This window comes from Ottowia beijingensis (assembly GCF_013423955.1).
GTDB classification, from domain to species: Bacteria; Pseudomonadota; Gammaproteobacteria; order Burkholderiales; family Burkholderiaceae_C; genus Ottowia; species Ottowia beijingensis.
Window position 1 is genome coordinate 473,215 of sequence record NZ_JACCKX010000001.1, and the last position, 19,936, is coordinate 493,150.

The 19,936-nt window shown below is 69.0% G+C and carries 11 protein-coding genes and 9 pseudogenes; 8 read left to right on the forward strand and 12 right to left on the reverse strand.

All coding sequences use genetic code 11. The annotated features are described in order from the left end of the window. Window positions 1–46 precede the first annotated feature (46 nt). The 3 genes and pseudogenes from H0I39_RS24565 to H0I39_RS23025 all read right to left on the reverse strand — a co-directional run. Window positions 47–1,650: pseudogene (locus tag H0I39_RS24565) on the reverse strand (DUF748 domain-containing protein); the annotation flags it as partial. Window positions 1,651–1,678: 28 nt separating this feature from the next. Further along, window positions 1,679–2,245: pseudogene (locus H0I39_RS21440) on the reverse strand (DUF748 domain-containing protein); the annotation flags it as partial. Window positions 2,246–2,250: 5 nt separating this feature from the next. Next, complete coding sequence (locus H0I39_RS23025; RefSeq protein WP_180549447.1) at window positions 2,251–4,014, reverse strand: DUF748 domain-containing protein; 1,764 nt, start codon at window positions 4,012–4,014, stop codon at window positions 2,251–2,253. Here H0I39_RS23025 and H0I39_RS02415 point away from each other — a divergent pair. The 5 genes and pseudogenes from H0I39_RS02415 to H0I39_RS02435 all read left to right on the forward strand — a co-directional run bounded on the left by H0I39_RS02415 (window position 4,013) and on the right by H0I39_RS02435 (window position 8,084). Then, window positions 4,013–4,261, forward strand: coding sequence for a hypothetical protein (locus H0I39_RS02415; RefSeq protein WP_180549448.1), 249 nt, complete (start codon window positions 4,013–4,015; stop codon window positions 4,259–4,261). The two genes, H0I39_RS23025 and H0I39_RS02415, sit on opposite strands and share 2 nt — an antisense overlap. A gap of 539 nt (window positions 4,262–4,800) precedes the next feature. After that, window positions 4,801–5,625, forward strand: a pseudogene (locus tag H0I39_RS02420) (transglycosylase SLT domain-containing protein). 269 nt (window positions 5,626–5,894) lie between these two features. Next, a pseudogene (gene glyA / locus H0I39_RS02425) lies at window positions 5,895–7,141 on the forward strand (serine hydroxymethyltransferase). Window positions 7,142–7,281: 140 nt separating this feature from the next. Next, window positions 7,282–7,731 carry a transcriptional regulator NrdR gene (nrdR, locus tag H0I39_RS02430; protein ID WP_180549449.1) on the forward strand — a complete coding sequence of 150 codons (450 nt, stop codon included), beginning with the start codon at window positions 7,282–7,284 and terminating at the stop codon, window positions 7,729–7,731. Window positions 7,732–7,748: 17 nt separating this feature from the next. Next, the gene (locus H0I39_RS02435; RefSeq protein WP_180549450.1) at window positions 7,749–8,084 is read left to right on the forward strand and encodes a hypothetical protein; all 336 of its coding nucleotides are present in this window, start codon (window positions 7,749–7,751) and stop codon (window positions 8,082–8,084) included. A 390-nt stretch (window positions 8,085–8,474) separates the two neighbouring features. Here the strand turns inward: H0I39_RS02435 and trxC are convergent, their stop codons facing one another. The 4 genes and pseudogenes from trxC to H0I39_RS02455 all read right to left on the reverse strand — a co-directional run bounded on the left by trxC (window position 8,475) and on the right by H0I39_RS02455 (window position 10,854). Further along, window positions 8,475–8,921, reverse strand: a complete 447-nt coding sequence (trxC, locus tag H0I39_RS02440) for a thioredoxin TrxC (RefSeq protein WP_180549451.1) — start codon at window positions 8,919–8,921, stop codon at window positions 8,475–8,477. A 15-nt stretch (window positions 8,922–8,936) separates the two neighbouring features. Continuing rightward, window positions 8,937–9,272, reverse strand: a complete 336-nt coding sequence (locus tag H0I39_RS02445; protein ID WP_257645577.1) for a hypothetical protein — start codon at window positions 9,270–9,272, stop codon at window positions 8,937–8,939. Window positions 9,273–9,414: 142 nt separating this feature from the next. Beyond that, the gene (locus H0I39_RS02450) at window positions 9,415–9,645 is read right to left on the reverse strand and encodes a DUF3820 family protein (protein ID WP_308645744.1); all 231 of its coding nucleotides are present in this window, start codon (window positions 9,643–9,645) and stop codon (window positions 9,415–9,417) included. Window positions 9,646–9,655: 10 nt separating this feature from the next. Next, a pseudogene (locus H0I39_RS02455) lies at window positions 9,656–10,854 on the reverse strand (aminotransferase-like domain-containing protein). 163 nt (window positions 10,855–11,017) lie between these two features. On the opposite strand from H0I39_RS02455, the gene H0I39_RS02460 reads away from it, so the two are divergent. The 3 genes and pseudogenes from H0I39_RS02460 to nth all read left to right on the forward strand — a co-directional run bounded on the left by H0I39_RS02460 (window position 11,018) and on the right by nth (window position 13,664). After that, a complete protein-coding gene (locus H0I39_RS02460) occupies window positions 11,018–11,830 on the forward strand; it encodes a hypothetical protein (protein ID WP_180549453.1) in 813 nt (270 codons plus the stop codon). Between the two features lie 659 nt (window positions 11,831–12,489). Beyond that, window positions 12,490–12,858 carry a hypothetical protein gene (locus H0I39_RS02470; RefSeq protein WP_180549126.1) on the forward strand — a complete coding sequence of 123 codons (369 nt, stop codon included), beginning with the start codon at window positions 12,490–12,492 and terminating at the stop codon, window positions 12,856–12,858. Window positions 12,859–13,026: 168 nt separating this feature from the next. After that, window positions 13,027–13,664, forward strand: a pseudogene (gene nth / locus H0I39_RS02475) (endonuclease III). 93 nt (window positions 13,665–13,757) lie between these two features. Here nth and H0I39_RS02480 read toward each other — a convergent pair. The 5 genes and pseudogenes from H0I39_RS02480 to H0I39_RS02500 all read right to left on the reverse strand — a co-directional run bounded on the left by H0I39_RS02480 (window position 13,758) and on the right by H0I39_RS02500 (window position 19,920). Then, on the reverse strand, window positions 13,758–14,744 hold the full coding sequence (locus tag H0I39_RS02480; protein WP_180549454.1) for a tripartite tricarboxylate transporter substrate binding protein BugD: 987 nt from the start codon (window positions 14,742–14,744) through the stop codon (window positions 13,758–13,760). 103 nt (window positions 14,745–14,847) lie between these two features. Next, window positions 14,848–15,731: pseudogene (locus H0I39_RS02485) on the reverse strand (HpcH/HpaI aldolase/citrate lyase family protein). Between the two features lie 138 nt (window positions 15,732–15,869). Continuing rightward, window positions 15,870–17,240 (reverse strand): MmgE/PrpD family protein, encoded by a 1,371-nt coding sequence (locus H0I39_RS02490; protein WP_180549455.1) that lies wholly within the window; start codon window positions 17,238–17,240, stop codon window positions 15,870–15,872. A 180-nt stretch (window positions 17,241–17,420) separates the two neighbouring features. Then, window positions 17,421–18,607, reverse strand: a pseudogene (locus tag H0I39_RS02495) (CaiB/BaiF CoA transferase family protein). A 150-nt stretch (window positions 18,608–18,757) separates the two neighbouring features. Beyond that, window positions 18,758–19,920, reverse strand: a pseudogene (locus H0I39_RS02500) (acyl-CoA dehydrogenase family protein). Between the last annotated feature and the right edge of the window lie 16 nt (window positions 19,921–19,936).

Here is a 19,936-nt window from a genome sequence, read left to right on the forward strand (position 1 = left end):
GCTGGCGCATGGCGTCTTCGCTGACCTCGATGTGCGACAGCAGCAGCGCCTCCATCTCGGGCACCGGCACGTCCTTGAGCAGGCCGATGGCATTGCGCGGCTTGCCGGGCAGATCGGCACGGCGGTAGAGCTGGCGCAGCAGCACGGGGTATTCGGCATCGGTCACCGCGGCTGCGGCGGATTGAGTGCCAAACTGGCCCGCAGCGCCCGCCCCATCTGCGCCAGAAGCTTCCTTATTGATAGCATTTTCAGCCGGCGACGCGGCGCTGGCCGGCGCGGCGGGCGTGGGTGCACCGGCCCGCTTTTCCGCCGCCACCATGGCCTTCAGGCGTTCGCGCCGGTAGCCTTCGCGCTCCTGCGCCAGGCTGGCGGTGCCCACCACCGTGAGCTTGAGCTGCGGCCGGTCGGTCAGCGCCTTGGCGATCTGGTCGAGTTGCTCGCGCGCCTTGGGCTGCAGTTGCGCGCTGCCGGGGGCGAAGGCCACGTTGGCCATGTCCTCGCCGCCCGCGCCGCCCAGCGCGCGCGCCAGCAGCGTGAACGGTGCGGTGATGGCGCGGCCGATCAGGTTGACCACGGCCTTGAAGATGATCGGGCCGATGGAGAACTGCGGATCGTTCAGCGAGCCGCTGATGGGCAGGTCGAGGTCGATCACGCCCTTGCTGTCGGCCAGCAGCGCGGTGGCCAGCTTCACGGGCAGGCTGGCGGGCGCGCCCTGCACCGGCTCGCCGAAGGTGAGCTGGTTGAGCACCAGCTTGTTGCTGGCCGTGAGGCGGCCATCCGGCTCGACCTTGTAAGCCACGTCCATGCTGAGCTTGCCGCGCTCGATGCCGTGGCCGGCGTACTTGACCGAATAGGGCGACAGCGGCGGCAGCTCCAGGTCGGTCACCTGGCCGTGGATGTCCAGCGCCAGCGGCTTGGCCAGGGGTTGAGCTTGCCCGTCACCTGCAGTGCGGCGCTGCCCTCGGCGCGGCCGGTGAGGTTCAGGTCGGCCATCTGCGGCGCGCCCGCCGGGGCGACGGAGCTGAAGGCGCTCAAGGCCCCGTTCAGCTCGGTCAGGTCGGCCGAATAGTTGGGGCGGATGAAGCGGTCGGAGAACAGCACGCGGCCGCTGGCCATGCGGATGGGGCCGAAGCGAATGACCGGCGCCATCGGGTCGACCTGCTGCACCGATGGGGCTGCAGCGGCCGCCGGTGGCGCGCCGGCAGCTACTGAATCGGTAGCTTCGCCACTGTTCTCGCCGGCCGCGGGCATGCCGGATGGCGCGGGCCGCACAGCCACGGACGTGGCCGGTGCGGCGATGTCGGCAGCGCCGTCCTTCGACTTCACCACGTCCTGCAGATTGATGCGGCCGTTGGGGTGGATGATGAGGCGCGCGTAGAAATCCGACAGCAGCGTGTCCTTGACCTCCACCTGCGGCGGCTTGCCGGGCTCCAGCTGCACGTCCAGCCCGGCCAGCCTGAGCTGCTTCCAGCTCAGCAGCTCCTCGCCCAGGCCGCCGCCGCGCCACGGCGGTCGATGGCGCCAGCGCGGCCTGCGAGGTGCCGGCCTTCGCTGCCGGCGGCGCCTTGGCGGCATCGGCCGGCACCTGCGCATCCGGCGCGGCCGCCGTGCCCGGCCGGCTGTGGGTGCGCAGCTCTTCCACACTGGCATCGCCGCTCACACGCAGGCGCGGCCCCTGCGTGAGGTGCGCGAAGTTCACGTTGCCCTTGAAGCTGGTGTCGGCGCGCAGGATGTCGACGTTCAGCGCATCGCCGAAGTACGGCTCGAAGCTGTGCAGCGGCAGGCGCTGCGCATCGACCGCGCCCTGCGCCGTCAGCGGCGTCAGGCCCACTTGGCCGCGCCACGACAGGCGGCCCGGCTCGGCCCGGCCGCCGCCCGGCCCGCCGGCCAGGCGGGCGCTCAGGTTGACGGGGATGGGCGACTTGCCGTTCAGGTCGACTTGCTTGGCGTCGATCTGCAACTGCGTCAGCTCGGCCTCCACCGTGCCGGGCACGGCGGCATCGCGCCAGCCCACGGTGCCGCCGGCCAGCGCCAGTTCGTTCACCAGCACTTTCCACGGGAAGTCGGTGGCCGGGCCGCCGCGCGGTTTCGGCTTGGCCGGCTCAGCCGGCTGGGCGCCAGCGGGCTGGCGCAGCCAGGCTTGGTACATCAGGGCCTGGTCCGCGCCGCGCTCCACCGTCACGCGCGGCGCCTGCACGCCCAGCTTGCCCACGGTGACGGCGCGCGTGCGCAGATCGACCAGCACCTGGCTCAGGTCGACCTGGGCGATGCTGGCCAGCGGGCCGCTTCGGTCAACGCCCCGCGCGGCGCCGATCGCTTGGCTTGGGCGGGTGCCGCGCTGGCGGCGGGGGTCGGGGCTTCGGCCAGCATCAGCTGGCGCAGCGTCAGCTGCTCGGCGGCGATCTTCAGCTCGGGCGGCAGGTCGCGCGCCTGCGGCGGCGCCCATTGCAGGCCCACGTGGGCGTCCAGCTCGCCCGTCAGGCGCGGCACCAGGTGCGGCGCCAGGTAAGGCGCGGCCAGCCCCAGCGGCAGGTGGGCGATGCGGGCGTTGACCTCGGCACCGCGCTCGGCCGCCGTGCCCTGGAATTCGATGGAGGGCACGGAACCGCGCGCGGCCGAACCGCTGAAAGTGAGCGGCTGCGCGAACGGCAGGCCGATGGTGGTGGCCGCCAGCTCGAATTCGTTCAGGCGCACCGCGGCGGCCGGCACACCGTCGGCGGCCGTGGTGTCGTCGGTGAAGTCCAGCGTGCCGCCGTGTACGGCCAGCTTGTCGATGGCCACCTGCCACGCAGGCGCCGCGGCGGCGGCTGCACCGGCACCGGCACCGCTGGCGCGCGATGCGGGCGGCTGCGACGATTCAGAGTCAAATCGGGCTTCAGCGCTTGCTGCACCTGCGCCGACAGCTCCTGATTCAGGAGCATTGGCGCCGCCCGGCGTGACCAGCAGGTTGAACTGTCCGTCCGCCTGGCGCCGCAGCGCCAGGTGCGGGCCGTTCAGCTCGACCGCCGCCAGGTGCACCTTGCGTTCCAGCGGGCGCACTTCACCCAGCTGCACTTTCAGCGCATCGAAGGCCAGCGCATCGGCGCCCTGCCCGTCCACCGATTTCAGGCCGCTCACCGTCAGCGTGCCGCCCACGCGCAGCGACGGCTGGGGCGTCTGCTCGAAGCCCAGGCGCAGGTCCGCGTCCACCGTGGCGGCCTGCAGCTTGATGGGCAGGCCGGGCGGGATGTAGCCCAGGTAGGGCTGCAGATCGAGCCCGCTCAGGCGGAAGGCGGCGTCGGCGTGGCGCGAGGCGTCGAACGGCAGCGCCTCGGCGCGCGAGTCGAAGGCGCTGCCGTTGGCCACGAAGGCCAGTTGCGGCTGCACCTTGATCTGGCGCTGCGACGGCAGGTTGCTGATGAAAGGCAGCGCCAGGCGCAGGTCGCGCACCTCGTGCTGGGGCCCGACCGCGCGGTCGTCGAAATCGATGCGCCCGCCGCTCAGGTCGATGTTGTAGAGCGCGAAGCGCGCCGGCTCGCCCGGCTCGGCGGGCTGGGGGCGCGCGGCCAGCCGGGCCAGGATGTCGTCGATGTCGTAGCGGCCGTCGCCCAGGTGCGTCAGGCGCACGGCGGGCGCCTCGATCTGGAGGGCGTCGATCACCGGCGCCAGGCGGAAGATGGATTGCAGCTCGGCATCGGCATACACGCGCTTGACGCTGAACTGGTCGGGCGCGCCATCGGCACCGGCCACCGCCACGTCGTTCAGCGTCAGCTCCAGCGTCCAGGGCTTGAAATCGACGGCTCCGATGCGCACCGCGCGCCCAAGCTGCGCGCTGGCGATCTTCTCGCCCTGCCACTTCAGCAGCGGCGGCAGCCCCAGCCAGCCCAGCGCCCAGAGCCCGAGCAGGCCCGCGCCGGCGTACAGACCGCGCCGCACCCAGCGGTTGGCAGGCAGCCGGCGCCTGGGCCGAGGTGGCGGCACGGCGGGGTCGGATTCGGAAATGGCTGGACTGGAAGACTGCGGCTGGCCGGACATGACGGACGGGATTGTCGCTTCTGCCCATCAACGCGGCCGCCGCGGCGGCGACGACAAGGCAACGAATCGCAAGCGACACCCGCTGCTGCAGCCAGAAACGAGAAAGCCCGGCGTTTCGGCCTGCAGCCTGCCCGCCGGGCTTTCAGGCAGCGTGACAAAAGCGTCGTGGTCTGCCTGGGTCCGCATCGGAAAGCTTGCTGTTTCCGGCTGCGGCGAAGGCAAAGGATTGCCTTCAAGGTGGGGCTGATGGGTTTCCATGTCGCTGTATCGACTACAGCGGACCGGCTCCTGTCAGCCAATGCCCGAGTACCTCGGACGCCTTCACTGTAGGCCAGCATGGCACCGTGAACCAGTGATGAATTTCAATCCGCCGTCTCCCATCATTGCCGCGCTCAATCAGCGCGGCAGTGCGGGTCGGTGTCACTGTCAGCGCCCTGCGTCCGCGCTCCGAAGGCGGGAGCAGCAACGCTTTGCAAGCGGTTTCTTATACGGAAAATAGAATCTAACCTCCATTTTTAGTATTGACCCGGCATTTAGGCAACTCCTAGAATCGCCTGTTCCCGACAAAATTAGTGGGAAACCCTGAGAGAGATTCGTTGCCGACCCCGGCAAACCGCACTGCCACGACAGACAACACAGGAGACAGGCGCCAGCTGTCACAGGCGCCCGCAGCGCGGCGATGAACCCAGGATGCAGGATCACGGTCGCCAGGCCGCAGGCATCGCCCCCAAGGGCAGATGGACCTGAGATGGCCAGCACCGCCCTTGCGTCCCGACAAGGAGAGCTATGACATTGTCAGCATCTGTGGCCGCCGTGGGGCGCGGCTTCAAGACCTTCGCCGGTGACGTGGCCGAAGGATTTTTCGAGATCACGCACAACGGCCTGGCCCTGGTGGGCATCGTGGTGGTGGTGCTGGCGGCCCTGCTCGGCGCACGGCCTGATCTGCGCCATCAGGGCGAGCAGCAGCTGACCGAATGGCTGACGGCGCGCAAGATCGCCGCCATGGGCATCACCCCGAACTGGGCGCCATCGAGCGCGCCACCGCCGCCAACCCCGCGACCTGCCGCGCGAGCAGGCCAACGTGGCCCTGTGGATCAGCAAGAAGTACCGCGTGGCGCCCGGCCCGTGGCCGCGCTGGTGGCCGAGGCCTACGAGGTCGGCCGCGACACCAAGCTCGACCCGACGCTGATCCTGGCCGTGATGGCCATCGAATCCAGCTTCAACCCGTTCGCGCAGAGCCCGGTGGGCGCGCAGGGGCTGATGCAGGTGATGACGCAGATCCACTCCGACAAATACCAGCACTTCGGCGGCCTGTACGCGGCCTTCGACCCCAAGAGCAACCTGCGCGTGGGCGTGAAGATCCTGCAGGAATACATCGGCCGCACCGGTTCGGTCGAAGGCGGCCTGAAGTGGTACGTGGGCGCCGCCAACCTGCCGTCGGACGGCGGCTACGCCAGCAAGGTGCTGGCCGAACACGCGCGCCTGTCGCAGGTCGCCAAGGGCAAGGCGATTCCGCTGAACGACAACACCCCCGCCCTGCGCGCGGCCACCACGCCGGAACCCGCCGCGCCCGCCAGCCCGGCGCCGATCAAGGTCGCCGCTCTGTCCTGACGCGGCTTGGCGCGTCCTGCTCCAGGCGCGCCCGCTTTCCATCCCATCCCCAGCGGCGCCGCATGGGCGTCGGCTAAACTCCCTGCCGTGCGCGACTGGCGATAGGTGCCGTGCTTTCAGAGGCGGTGCTGACGTGGACATGCGGCGGACTGCCGCCCACCACCACGGGGAAGCGCACCGCCCTTGCGCGTGTGGCGCTCGCGGCGTGTTCCGCCGTTCGCCTGGGCAGCCCTTGCACCGCCGAGGGAGGACCTTTTCGAAGGACTGCCGTGTTCAACCGTTCCACGCACACCATCGCCAACACCGACGCCGACGTCTGGGCCGCCATCCAGGCCGAGCACCAGCGCCAGGAAGACCACATCGAGCTGATCGCCAGCGAGAACTACGCCTCGCCCGCCGTGCTGGCCGCCGCCGGCACGCAGCTGACCAACAAGTACGCCGAGGGCTACCCCGCCCGCCGCTATTACGGCGGCTGCGAGCACGTCGACGTGGTCGAGCAGCTGGCCATCGACCGCGTGAAGGAGTTGTTCGGCGCCGAGGCCGCCAACGTGCAGCCGCACTGCGGCGCCAGCGCCAACATCGCGGCCTTCATGGCCTTCCTGAAGCCCGGCGACACCATCATGGGCATGAGCTGGCCGAAGGCGGCCACCTGACGCACGGCATGCCGCTGAACATGTCGGGCAAGTGGTTCAACGTGGTCAGCTACGGGCTGAACGCGCAGGAAGCCATCGACTACGAGGCGATGGAGCAGAAAGCGCACGAAACCAGGCCCAAGCTCATCATCGCCGGCGCCTCGGCCTATTCACTCGAGATCGACTTCGCCCGCTTTGCCAAGGTGGCCAAGGACGTGGGCGCCATCTTCATGGTCGACATGGCGCACTACGCGGGCCTGATCGCCGGCGGCGTCTACCCCAACCCCGTGCCGCACGCCGACGTGGTGACCAGCACCACGCACAAGAGCCTGCGTGGCCCGCGCGCCGGCTTCATCCTGATGAAGGCCGAGCACGAGAAGGCCATCAACAGCGCTGTGTTCCCCGGCCTGCAGGGCGGCCCGCTGATGCACATCATCGCGGCCAAGGCCATCGCCTTCAAGGAGGCACTGCAGCCTGAGTTCAAGCAGTACGCGCAGCAGGTGAAGCAGAACGCCCAGGTGGTGGCCGAGACGCTGACCGAGCGCGGCCTGCGCATCGTCAGCGGCGGCACGCAAAGCCACGTGATGCTGGTCGACCTGCGGCCCAAGGGCATCACCGGCAAGGATGCCGAGGCTGTGCTGGGCAGCGCGCACATGACGATCAACAAGAACGCCATCCCCAACGACCCCGAGAAGCCCATGGTGACCAGCGGCGTGCGCATCGGCACCCCGGCCATGACCACGCGCGGCTTCAAGGAAGCCGAAGCCCGCGCCACCGCCCACCTGGTGGCCGACGTGCTGGACAACCCGCGTGACGAGGCCAACTTGGCCGCGGTGCGTGAGAAGGTGGCCAAGCTGACCAAGGCCTTCCCTGTCTACGGCTGAGTCGTCTGGCCGCTAGAGCGTGCCGGTGCGGCTGAGGCGCCCTTGGACGGGCGCCCGCCGTAGCAGACTGCCCCGCTCCTGTAATAAGAGCTGCTCGCGCTTATTTGACGGTGCCTGAGACCCGATAAGACCCTGAATCGATGCGCTGCCCTTTCTGCGCCCATACCGAGACCCAGGTGGTCGACACCCGCACGTCGGACGATGGCGACTTCGTGCGCCGGCGGCGCCAGTGCGGGCATTGCGCCAAGCGCTTCACCACCTACGAGCGGCCCGACGTCAGTTTTCCCAGCATCGTCAAGAAGGATGGCCGGCGCGTGCCTTATGCGCGGGCCAAGCTGCAAGGCTCGCTCGATCTGGCGCTGCGCAAGCGCCCCGTGAGCACCGAGCAGATCGACGCCGCCATCGAGCGCATCGAGGAAAAGCTGCTGGGCAGCGCCGCGCGAGAGGTCGCCTCCAGCCGCATCGGCGAACTGGTGATGCGCGAGCTGAAGAAGCTCGACAAGGTGGCCTACGTGCGCTTTGCCAGCGTCTACCGCAGCTTCGAGGACATCGACGAGTTCCGCGCGCTGGTGGATGAAGTGCGGCGCTGATCGCCGCTGGGCAAGACATGGCAGACGGCGGATGGCGTGGGTGGTGGCTGGCGCTGGCCGCGGCGCTGGCGCTGCACCTGGCGGCACTGTGGCTGGTGCAGCCAGCGCGCTACGGCGTGAGCGCCGCCGCACAGCCTATGACCTGGCGCGTGCAGGTGCACACGCGCACTCAGCCTGTCACGCCACCTCCAGCAATACCGGCAGCCCCGCCCGCGACGCCGCAGCCCGCCAAGCGCCCGGTGACGCCCAGACCGACCCGTGCAACCGCACGTGCGCCCGCGCCTGCGCCGGCCGTCGAAGAGATTATCCCCACCCCCGCCTCCGGTGGAACCGCCGCCCGTGGCGCACGCTGACCCGGCGCCGCGCGCCGACAGCGCGCGGCTGTGGCTGGACGCCAACCTGGCCGATCGGGCGCCGACGCCGATCGACAACGAATGGCGCCTGGCCGAGATGCCCTGGCCCGACGCGTATCCCACGATCGAGGTGCAGTTGTGGATCGATTCGGACGGCCGCATAGAGCGCTTCGAGCTGCAGGGCGAGGCGGCCAGCGACCCGGTGGTGCAGCAGCTGTTTGCGTCGTTCAGCGAGACGCCCATGCGCCCCGCCTACTTCCGCAGCGTGCCGGTGCCCAGCACCATGCGCATCCAGCTCTGGCAAGGCGACGGGCCGGAGCCCGACTTCGTAGCGCCGCTGGCGCCGCCTCGCGCTGAGCGGGCGCCGAGAGCGCATCGAGAAGGCCGGCCTCAGCGCGGCAGGTTGGCCATGGCCCACTGCACGACGTGGGCCGGATTCGTCATGGCGCCGGGCTGGCGCGCCACCTCGCGCCCGCCGACGAACAGTGCCAGCGTGGGAATACTGCGGATGTTGTAGCGCGTGCCCAGCGCCTGGGCGGCCTCAGTGTTGACCTTGGCGACGCGCACACGCGGCTCCAGGTCGGCGGCGGCCTTCTCGTAGGCGGGCGCCATCATGCGGCAGGGCCCGCACCAGGGCGCCCAGAAGTCGACCAGCACCGGGATCTGGCTGCGCAGAACGTGCTTGTCGAACGCCGCCTCGTCGTCCAGCGCCACCGGGTGGCCAGTGAACAGCGGCTGCTTGCACTGGCCACAGTCGGGCGCGCTGCCCAGCTGGTCGGCCTTGACGCGGTTGGTGGTGTGGCAGTGCGGGCAGACGACGTGCAGGGGCTCGCTCATCACAAGGCTCCGGATTCAGGCGGCGGGTGCGGCGTCGGGCGCTGCGGTGTCGGGCGCGGGCTTGGCGCGTGCGGCGGCAATGGCGTCGCAGGCGGCCATTTCGGCGCGCATGGCGGCATCCAGCGGCGAGCGGCACAGGCCGGCATCACCGTAGTGCAGGTTCTCGTAAAGCGCGGTGGCGGCCGGGCTTTGCTCCAGCAGGGGCTGCCAGTCGATGTCGGTATTGGCCAGCATGGCCGACAGGCGCGCGGCCACGGTGCGGTACTGGTGGGCGTCGACGGCCTGGCGGCTGGCATCCAGCCGCTCCAGCAACTGCGCCAGGATGGCAGCGGTTCGGGTGGGGGCTTGCAATGTCTTCATGCCTTACCAATTGGGGTCCTGCTGAGTAAATGCAAGACCAGCGGCCAGCATCCGGACGTGCTTCGATTACTACATAATCGATAGCTTATTGCGCTTGATAGGCGGGCGCTAGCGGCAAAAATGGCTTGAAATTTCAGCGCGACCTCAGCGGATCGAGCAGACGCCGCAGACCGGCCTGGTCGATCTCGTGCATCAGCGCCAGCAGGCGCCCCACCTCGCCCTTGGGGAAACCCTTCTGAGCAAACCAGTTCAGATAAGCGCCCGGCAGATCGGCGATCAACTGGCCCTTGTACTTGCCGAAGGGCATGGCCAGCGTGACCAGCCGCTGTAGCTGCTCGGCGTCGTGCGGCGTCGGCGCGCCCACGTCCACCGCTTCAGCCCAGCGCCTTGCCCAGCCGCGCGATGCCTTCGCGGATCCTCGCCTCGTCCGCCGTGGCGAACGACAGGCGCAACGTGCTCACGTCCGGGTTGGCGCAATAGAACGGTGCGCCGGGCACGAAGGCCACGCCCTGCTCGATGGCCTTCTTGGCAAACGCGTTGCCGTCACTGACCTTGCCGCCCGCGCCGGTGAGCCGCGCCCACACGAACAGGCCGCCCTGCGGTTGCACGAACTCGATGGCGTCGCCCAGGTCGCTGCGCAGCGCATCGCCCATGGTCTGGGCGCGCGCGCCATACACCTGCCGCACGCGCGCCAGCGTGGCCGGCATGCGCCCGGCGGCCAGGTACTGCGCGGCCGTGGCCTGCGCGAAGGTGCTGGTGTGCGCGTCGCTGAACTGCTTGCACATCACCGCCGTGGCCAGCAGTTCGGGCGGCGCCACCATCCAGCCCACGCGCAGGCCGGGCGACAGCACCTTGCTCAAGCTGCCGCAGTGCACCAGCCAGTCGCGGCTGCCGGGCACTTCGCTCGACAGCGCCAGCAGGCTGGGCGGCGGCGGCTGGTCGAAATACAGGTCGCCATACGGATCGTCCTCGACGATCAGCGTCTGGTACTTCACCGCCAGCTCCAGCACGCGCTTGCGGCGCTCCAGGCTCAGCATCGCGCCGCTGGGGTTGCCGAAGGTGGGGATCAGATAGACGAACTTCGGCTTGTGCTGCGCGATCAGGCGCTCCAGCTCATCCACTTGCACGCCGTTGCCGTCGATCGGCGCGCTGACCAGATCAGCACCGTACAGGCGGAAGCACTGGATGGTGGCCAGGAAGGTCGGCCCTTCCACGATGGCCTTGCTGCCCGGATCGACCAGGCACTTGCCCAGCAGATCGAGTGCCTGCTGGCTGCCGGTGGTCACGATGAGTTGATCGGCCGCCACGTCCTTCGCACCCTTGGCCTGCGTGAACGCCGCCAGTTGTTCGCGCAGCGGCTGGTAGCCCTCGGTCGCACCGTACTGCAGCGCGGCGCCGGGCTCGTTGGCCAGCGCCTGGTTGGCGGCCTCGCGGATGCCGTCCACGTCGAACATCGCGCTGTCCGGAAAGCCCCCGCAAAACTGATGATGCCGGGCTTGCCCAGCAGCTTGAACAGCTCGCGGATGGCGGAGGTTTCGACGTTTTGCAGGCGTTGGGCGAGATGGAGAGGCATGGGTGAAGAAGCGATAGCGGTTCGATCTGCAACATTGTGGCGCACATCGCCTGCTCCCCAAGGGGCCGTGCGACCGAACTTGGCCAAGAGGACCGGCCACATATTGACACAAATTTTCGACATCCGTAACATGCGCACGGTCGATGTCGGCAGGGAGGAATAAATGAAAGACATGCACCTGCGGCGCCGTCTTGCGCCGCGCTGGCTGACGGCCACTGCGAGCCTGCTGGCCTTATGGAGTCCGGCGGCTTTCGCCGACTTGGTCGTCCCGGCGGGCGCCAACGTCACACTTGGCGGCTCCATGGATATGGGCTGCACCGACGTCGTGGCCGACGGCACGCTCGACCTCGCGGGCGGCACGCTGAGCAACGTGCGCAACGTCCTCATAGGCGACGGCGGCCAGGTCAACCTGGGCAACGGCACGATTTCACTGGCCGGCAACTGGACCAACGGCGGCGGCACGCTGGGATTGCCCGGCACCGTAGCCATCGTCGACGAAGTGGCCTGCACGACCAGTTCGATCATCAGCGGCAACACCACCTTCGGCACGCTCAGCATCACCAGCAGCAGCGGCAAGCTGGTGCAGTTCGCGGTCGGCAGTACGCAGACGGTGCAGCAGTCGTTGGTGCTCACCGGCACCGGCACGCCCTTGCGCATCGAATCGACGACACCGGCCACGCCATCGGCCGACCTCCATCTGGCCGCTGGCGCCACGCAGAGCGTCTCGAACGTGGCCGTGCAGGGCATGAGCGCGAGCGGCCAGATGGTCGCGCCCGGGCAGACCAATCAGGCGCCGCCGGGCGCCGCCGTCAGCAACTGGTTCGCGGCACCTGTACCGCCCACGCCGGCCAACATCGCCCCGGTGCCGACCAACTCGCCTATCACCCTGCTGGGCATGGCCCTGGCAGTCGCCGCACTCGCCGCGCGCCAGCGTTTCGGCCGCAAGAACAAGCCATCAGGAAGGAGCCCCCAATGAACCCGCGTTTCAACCTCTCGCGCGTGGCCGCAGCCACCGCCACCATCACCCTCGTCGCAGCACCTGCGTGGGCGGCCGACCTCACCATGACAGCGCCGCCGGGCGGCAGCGTGGTCATCAACAGCCCCGTAGGTGGTGCCGGCGGCACGCTGCTCGGCGTGCGGCCGGATGGCGGCGTCGCCGTGCCCAAGCTGCCTGCCACCACCGGCTCGCAGGTCGGCGTGGTGTGCTACGACGCGACTGGCCTGCTGGTCACTTGCCCGGCGACCTATGGCGCACAAGGTCCGGCGGGACCAAAAGGTGACACGGGAGCGGAGGGTCCGGCGGGTCCCGCTGGGCCGAAGGGTGACATCGGCGCTGCTGGCCCCGCTGGGCCCACGGGCCCCAAGGGTGATGCGGGTGCTGCTGGCCCCGCCGGACCCGCGGGCCCCAAGGGCGATGCGGGTGCTGCTGGCCCCGCCGGACCCGCGGGCCCCAAGGGTGATGTGGGCGCTGCTGGCCCCGCGGGCCCCAAGGGTGACGCGGGTGCCACTGGCCCGGCCGGACCCGCGGGCCCCATCGGCCTCACCGGCCTCACCGGCGCCACCGGCCCGCAAGGGCCTCAGGGGTTGCAAGGCCCACAGGGATTACAAGGCGTCCCGGGCGCTGCGGGGCCCACCATGTTCTCGTCGCGATTGAACGTGACGAATAACGGCGCCGCCTTCGGACCAATTATCGGGGTTTCGGCACAAGCCAGTTCAGCCGCTAATGTGGGACTTGCATGGCGCCAAGCTTGCCAGGCCGGTGGGCTGGTCGTGGTGGGCTCTGGATTTGGTAACGGCAGCCCCAAAACTGTGCGCATCCTCAGTGGAGCCAGCCTCACAAACATGACGTCGAAGATGTCTTGCGCTGTGAGCAGCGCAACACCTGTTTGTTCTTCAGGAGAATCCGCCTCCATCGCTGTGGGTGACTTCTTGGCGGTGCAGGTTGGTGACAGCGGCAACAATACGGGCAGCTATAACGTCAACTTCAGTTGCACGCCGAACTGAGCTCGTTCATCGGGCGCGATCACATAGGACGCTAGCAGCCGCAAAGAATTCGCTCGAAAGGTCTGACTTGAGGCTGCGCGTGCAGCCCATTGAGCGCTTTGACGTCGGCCGGGAGCCGATTCGGGCCGATCCGCTCGGTGTCGCGCGGCTACGGTCAGAATCGGGCACATGACTCCCGCCCAGATCGAAACCTTCTTCGCCACCCTGCAGGCCGCCAACCCGCTGCCTGCCAGCGAATGGAATACACCAGCGTGTTCGAGTTGCTCACCGCCGTGCTGCTGTCGGCGCAGGCCACGGACGTGGGGGTGAACAAGGCCACGCGCCGGCTGTTTCCGGTGGCGAACACGCCGCAGGCGATCCTCGACCTCGGTATCGAACGGCTCGAGGGTTACATCAAGACCATCGGCCTGTACCGCAGCAAGGCGAAGCACCTGATGCAGACCTGCCGCATCCTGGTGGAGCGCCACGGCGGCGAGGTGCCGCGCACGCGGGCCGAGCTGGAGGCCCTGCCCGGCGTGGGCCGCAAGACGGCCAACGTGGTGCTGAACGTGGCCTATGGGGAGCCGACGATGGCGGTGGACACGCACATCTTCCGCGTCAGCAACCGCACCGGCCTGGCGCCGGGCAAGACGCCGCTGGCGGTGGAGATGAAGCTGCTGCAACGCGTGCCGGCGAAGTACATGAACCACGCGCACCACTGGCTGATCCTGCACGGGCGCTACGTGTGCCTGGCGCGCACGCCGCGCTGCTGGGAATGCGCGGTGGCGCATTGCTGCGATTACCAGCCCAAGACGAAGGCGCCTTGAAAGCCGCCATGCCGGCCTGGAAGTCGGCATGAATACTACTTTATTCATAGCTGCCAGCGGCCGCCCATCAAGCGCTGAAGGCCGATTTGGCTCTCAATCGGCGTAGATCCCCGCCTTCTTGATCACCGGCCCCCACTTGGCGATCTCGGCCTGCAGGTGGCTGCGCAAACCTTCGGGCGTCATTTTGTCGGCGCTGGGGATGTCGGAGCTGAGCTCGGCCAGGCGCCTGGTCACCATCGGGTCGGCCATGGCGGTCTTCAGCGCGGCGTTCAGCTTGTCGATCACCTCCCTGGGCGTGCCCTTGGGTGCGTACATGCCGTGCCACACCTTCACCTCGAAGCCCTTCAGGCCCTGCTCGTCCAGCGTCGGCACGTCGGGCAGCGATGCCAGGCGGTTGTGCGTGGTCACGCCGTAGACCTTGATGCGGCCGTCCTTGATGAAGGGCACGGTCTGCGTGGTCTGGTCGCACAGCAGGTCCACCTGGCCGCCCAGCAGATCGTTCATGGCCGGGCCGGTGCCCTTGTACGGCACCGTGGTCAGTTCCACGCCGATCTGGCTCATGAAGAGCAGGCCGCACAGGTGCGACACCGCGCCCAGGCCGGCGTTGGCCAGCGTCACCTTGTTGCCGTTGGCCTTCAGGTAGGCCTGCAGCTCCTTGAAGTTGCTGGCCGGGAAGTCCTTGCGCGCCAGCAGCGTCATCGGCACGTCGACCACCTGGCCGATGTACTCGAAGTCCTTCAGCGGATCGAAGGCCAGCTTGCGGTACAGCGCCGGCGCAGTGGACATGCCCATGTGGTGCAGGAAGATCGTGTGGCCGTCGTGCGGCGCACGCGCCGTCTTGGCGGCGGCGATGGTGCCGCCGGCGCCCACGGCGTTGTCGACGATCACCGTCTGCCCCAGCGCCTTGCCCATGGGCACGGCGATCAGGCGCGCCACCACGTCGGTCGGCCCGCCAGCGGCGAAGGGCACGATGATGCTGACGGGCTTGCTCGGAAAGCCCTGCGCCGTGGCGGCGCTGGCCGCAGCCAGTGCGGTGGCGGCCAGCGCCAGCTGGATCGTGCGTTTGATTCGAAAGGCCATTTGCTGTCTCCTGATGATGTGAAGCCAAGGCGCCTGTCTGATCGGTTTGGCGGGGCGCGCCTGCAACCATGAAACCCCGAAAACCGTGGAAAGCTGGTGCGGCCTATCCGAGGCCGCTCGCACCCTGTGGCACGCGGATGCGCGCGGCACGCGCCAGCACCTGCCGCGCCAGCGCCACCACCGGCGCATCGACCATGCGGCCATCGATGCTGAACACGCCGCCCTGCGCCGCCGCGAAGCCATCGACCACGCGGCGCGCCCAGTCGGCCTGCTCCGGCGCGGGCGCAAAGGCCGCGTGCACCGCCGCCAGCTGCGCCGGGTGAATGCACAGCTTGCCGCCGAAGCCGCCGCGCAGCGCACGCGCCGCGTGCGACTGCACCAACGCCGTGTCCTGCGTGTCGGTCGTCACGCCGTCCACCGGCGGCACCACCCCGCCAGGCGCGAGGCCAGCACGATCTGCAGGCGCACCGGCACCAGTTCGGCCTCGTCCGGCCCGCAGGCCAGGCCAAGATCGGCCTGGAAGTCGAGGTGACCGAACAGCAGGCGCGCCACCTGCGGCGCAGCGGCGATGGCACGCACGGCCTCCAGCCCGGCGGCGGATTCGATCAGCGGCAGCAGTGCGCCCTGCCCGCCCAGCGCGGCGGCCACGGGCTGCAGCGCGGCGGCACTCTCGGCCTTGGGCACCACCACCGCGCCCAGACCCTGCGTCGCGAGCGTGGGCAGAGCGGCCACGTCGTCGGCGTGCCACGGCGTGCCGGCGGCATTGATGCGCAGCGCCAGGCGCGCGCGATCAGCGGCGGGCAGCGTGGGCAGCAGCTGGGTCAGACCAAGGCGCGCACCGGCCTTGGCGGCGGGCGCCACGGCGTCTTCCCAATCGACGATCACGGCGTGCGCGCCGCTGGCCAGCGCCTTGGGCACGCGCTCGGGCCGGTCACCGGGCACGAAGAGGAAGCTGCAGGCCGAGGCCATGGGCGATGGCCCACTCATCCGGCGACCCCTGCCTCTGCGCCCTCCCCGCTGGCGGAGGGTTGGGGTGGGGGCCGCACCGCCCCTTTGGGCACGGGCACGCCCCCATCCCTGCCTTCCCCAGCGGGGAAGGAGAAAACCGAACCACATGCACCGGCGTCATGCCGCCTGCCCCAGCAAACGCCCCACGCGCGGCCAGCTCGCCACGTTCCACAGCGCATCGATGGCGGCCTGCATCTCGGCCGGCTGCGCGCCGCCGCTCCAGGCCGCCAGGCGCAGCGCCTTGGCGGTGAGCTCGTCGCGCGTCAGCGTGTTGCCAGGGTCGCCCTTGGGTTCGTCCACACGGCCGTGCAGCGTGCGGCCGTCGGTGGTGGTCACCGTGACCTTGCCGATCCAGCGGCGCGGGTAGACGGCGTCGACTTCCTCGTCCAGCACCATGCTCACCTTGTCGCGCAGCGCCTGCGTGGCCGCGCTCAGGTAGTCGCGGTCGAACTCGGTCAGGCCCGCATGGCCGTGCTGCGCGGCCAGCGCCAGCACGGTGCCCATGCTGAACTTGGCTTGATGCACGGTGGCCGGCTGCACCACCGGGCCGAGCACGTCGATGGCGCCCTGGTGCACGTGGGTGACGACTTGGGCGATGTCGCCGGCCTTCACGCCGTGCGCGGCCATCACCGTCAGCAGCGCGTCGGCCGCCGGGTGCGTGTGGCGGCAGCTGGCGTGCCATTTGAACGAGGTCTCGGCCGTGGCCCAGCGTGTGCCCAGGCCGTCGGTCAGGCGCGCTGGGTCGCTGTCGCTGCTCATGCCCGCTGCCAGGCCCTGCGGGCCGGTGAAGATGTCGGCCGCGCCGGTGAAGCCGTCGCGCGCCAGATACGCCGCCATCAAGCCCGCGCCGGCCGCGTGCGCGGTGTGCAGCTGCTTGCTGTCGGCCGCGGTGCGCAGAAATTCCCACAGCCCGGCCGACTGCGTGCCGGCGGAGCCGAAGGCATGCAGCATCTGCGCCGCATCGAGCTTGAGCAGGTGCCCCACCGCCGCGGCCGCCGCCAGCGTGCCGGCGGTGCCGGTAGTGTGGAACACCTTGTAGTGCGAGCGCCCCAGGAACTCGCCCACGCGGATGCCGACCTCGTAGCCGGCCACGCTGGCCGTGATCAGATCGCGCCCGCTCGCTTGAAGAGCCTGCGCCACCGCCACGGCGGGCGGAAACACCACCGTCGCCGGGTGGAACACCGAGCCGTTGTGCACGTCGTCCTGCTCGGCCACGTGCGATGCCGCCCCGTTGGCCAGCGCCGCCAGGTAAGGCGTGGTGCCGGCGCGGCTGACGAGGACCTCGCTCGGCCCCTCGGCCGGGCCCATGCTCTGCGCGAAGTGCGCAATGGTCTCGACCGGGCGCGAGCCATGGCCGGCCACCGCCGAGCCGAACCAGTCGACCAGCAGGTTCTCGGCGAAGCGCACCACCGGCTCGGGGATCGCGTCGAAGCGCAGGCCGGCGGCGAACGTCGCCAGTTGGGCAGCAGAAGAGGTTTTCATGGTCATTTCAGGCTCCAGCGCTTATCTGGCAAGCGCAAGCAGCTATGGTTACAGGAGCAACCTCGACCCCGATGCAAGGGCTCGTGATGGCTCGCGCTTGATCGGGGGCACGCCCGCTCCCACAGGTTCTTTCGCATTTCAGCCGTCGTCATTCGGCGCGAACCGCTGTGCATTTCAAAGTAGCGATCAGATCGCCTTGGCCTCGCGCAGCCGCGCCACGCTGGCGTCGTCGCGCCCCAGTTCGCGCAGGATCGCCTCGGTGTGTTCGCCCACGCGCGGCACGGCGTCCATGCGGTAGTCGAACGCGCTGTTGCGGCCGGGCGGCAGCAGCGCGGGCACTGCGCCGGCGGGCGAGCCGACATCGCGCCAGCGCTCGCGCGCCTTCAACTGCGGGTGTGCCCACAGGCCGGCCATGTCGTTCATGCGCGCGTTGGCGATCTGCGCGGCGTCCAGCCGCGCCTCGACCTCCGCGGTGCTCAGCTTGGCGAAGGCTTCGACGATCAGCGCACGCAGCGCCTCGCGGTTGGCGTTGCGCTGGGCGTTGGCGTTGAAACGCTCGTCGGTGGCCAGCGCCGGGTTCTGCAGTACCACGTCGCAGAAGCTCTTCCACTCGCGCTCGTTCTGCAGGCCCAGCATCACCGTGCCGCCATCGCCGGCTGGGAACGGCCCATAGGGGTAGATGCTGGCGTGCGACGCGCCCGTGCGCGGCGGCGGCGTGGCGCCTTCGAAGGCGTAGTACATCGGGTAGCCCATCCACTCGCCCAGCGCCTCCAGCATCGACACGTCGATGTGGCTGCCCTCGCTCGTCTTCTGACGCAGCAGCAGTGCCGACAGGATGCTGGTGAAGGCGTACATGCCGGCGGCGATGTCAGCCATCGAGTTGCCCGCTTTCGACGGCGTATCGGGCGTGCCGGTGATGGACAGGAAGCCCGCCTCGCTCTGGATCAGTAGGTCGTAGGCCTTCTTGTCGCGGTACGGACCGTTGTCGCCATAGCCGGAGATGTCGCAGACGATGAGCTGGGGTGCTTTTCGCGCAGTGCCTCCCATGAGAGGCCCATGCGCGCGGCAGCGCCCGGGGCCAGGTTCTGCAGCAGCACATCGGCGTTCTTCAACAGATCCCTCAGCACGGCGAGCGCGTCGGGGTGCTTCAGGTCGAGCGTCAGGCTTTCCTTGCTGCGGTTGGTCCAGACGAAGTGCGAGGCCTCGCCCTTCACGCGGGTGTCGTAGGCACGGGCGAAGTCGCCTACGCCGGGGCGCTCGACCTTGATGACCCGGGCGCCCAGGTCGGCCAGCTGGCGGCTGGCAAAGGGCGCGGCGATGGCGTGTTCGAGCGAGATGACGGTGATGCCGTCGAGGGGTCTGGGGTTTGTCATGTCTCAAGCACTGGATGAATACCGAATACCGGACGCAGAGGACGCAAAGATTTCGCAGAGGACGCAAAAGAACAGCCAAAAGAAGTTGGGTATTTCCTTTTGCGTCCTCTGCGAATCCTTGCGTCCTCTGCGTTCGGCTGTTGGTTCTTTTCAAAATGATCGCGGCAGGCCCAGCACGTGCTCCGCCACATAGCTGAAGATCATGTTGGTCGAGATCGGCGCCACCTGGTACAGGCGCGTCTCGCGAAACTTGCGCTCCACGTCGTACTCGCATGCAAAGCCGAAGCCGCCGTGCGTCTGCAGGCACACGTTGGCCGCTTTCCACGACGCCATCGCCGCCAGGTGCTTGGCCATGTTGGCCTCGGCGCCCGCGTTCTGGTGCGCGTCGATCTTCTCGCACGCCTTCCAGCGCATCAGGTTGGCCGCCTCCACTTCGATGAAGGCCTCGGCGATCGGGAACTGCACGCCCTGGTTCTGCCCGATGGGGCGGCCGAACACCACGCGCTCACTGGCGTATTGGCGGGCGCGGTCGATGAACCAGTAGCCGTCGCCGATGCACTCGGCCGCGATCAGCGTGCGCTCGGCGTTCAGGCCATCGAGCAAGGTCTTGAAGCCACGCCCCTCAGGGCCCAGCAGGTTCTCCTCGGGAATCTCCAGGTTGTCGAAGAACAGCTCGTTGGTCTCGTGGTTGACCATGTTCAGGATCGGCTGCACCGTCAGGCCGTTGCCGATGGCGCTCTTCAGGTCGATCAGGAAGCAGGACAGCCCTTCCGAGCGCTTCTGCACCTCGGCCAGCGGCGTGGTGCGCGCCAGCAGGATCATCATGTCGCTGTGCTGGATGCGGCTGATCCACACCTTCTGGCCGTTGATGACCCAGCGGCCGTCCTTCTTCACGGCGCTGGTCTTGAGCTGGTGGTGTCGCTGCCGGTGGTCGGCTCGGTCACGCCCATCGACTGGATGCGCATCTCGCCGCTGGCGATCTTCGGCAGGTACTTCTGCTTCTGCGCCTCGCTGCCTGAGCGCACGATGGCGTTCATCACGTACATCTGGCCGTGGCAGGCGCCGCTGTTGCCGCCGCTGCGGTTGATCTCTTCCATGATCACCGAGGCCTCGGCCATCGACAGGCCGGCACCACCGTACTCCTCGGGAATCAGCGCCGCCATCCAGCCGGCCTTGGTCAGCGCGTCGACGAATTCCTTGGGGTAGCCGCGCACTTCGTCGACCTTGCGGAAGTACTCGTCGGGAAACTGCGCACACAGGTCGCGCACGGCGTCGCGGATGTCGGGGAACTGGTCGTCGCTGATGGCTTTCATGATGCAATTTTGCTAT

Coding starts and splice junctions, on each gene's coding strand:
- H0I39_RS23025 (WP_180549447.1), bottom strand. CDS start 4,014: ATGTCCGGCCAGCCGCAGTCTTCCAGTCCAGCCATTTCCGAATCCGAC.
- H0I39_RS02480 (WP_180549454.1), bottom strand. CDS start 14,744: ATGGCCTTTCGAATCAAACGCACGATCCAGCTGGCGCTGGCCGCCACC.
- H0I39_RS02460 (WP_180549453.1), top strand. CDS start 11,018: ATGAAAGACATGCACCTGCGGCGCCGTCTTGCGCCGCGCTGGCTGACG.
- H0I39_RS02470 (WP_180549126.1), top strand. CDS start 12,490: ATGTTCTCGTCGCGATTGAACGTGACGAATAACGGCGCCGCCTTCGGA.
- H0I39_RS02435 (WP_180549450.1), top strand. CDS start 7,749: ATGGCAGACGGCGGATGGCGTGGGTGGTGGCTGGCGCTGGCCGCGGCG.
- nrdR (WP_180549449.1), top strand. CDS start 7,282: ATGCGCTGCCCTTTCTGCGCCCATACCGAGACCCAGGTGGTCGACACC.
- trxC (WP_180549451.1), bottom strand. CDS start 8,921: ATGAGCGAGCCCCTGCACGTCGTCTGCCCGCACTGCCACACCACCAAC.
- H0I39_RS02415 (WP_180549448.1), top strand. CDS start 4,013: ATGACGGACGGGATTGTCGCTTCTGCCCATCAACGCGGCCGCCGCGGC.
- H0I39_RS02490 (WP_180549455.1), bottom strand. CDS start 17,240: ATGACCATGAAAACCTCTTCTGCTGCCCAACTGGCGACGTTCGCCGCC.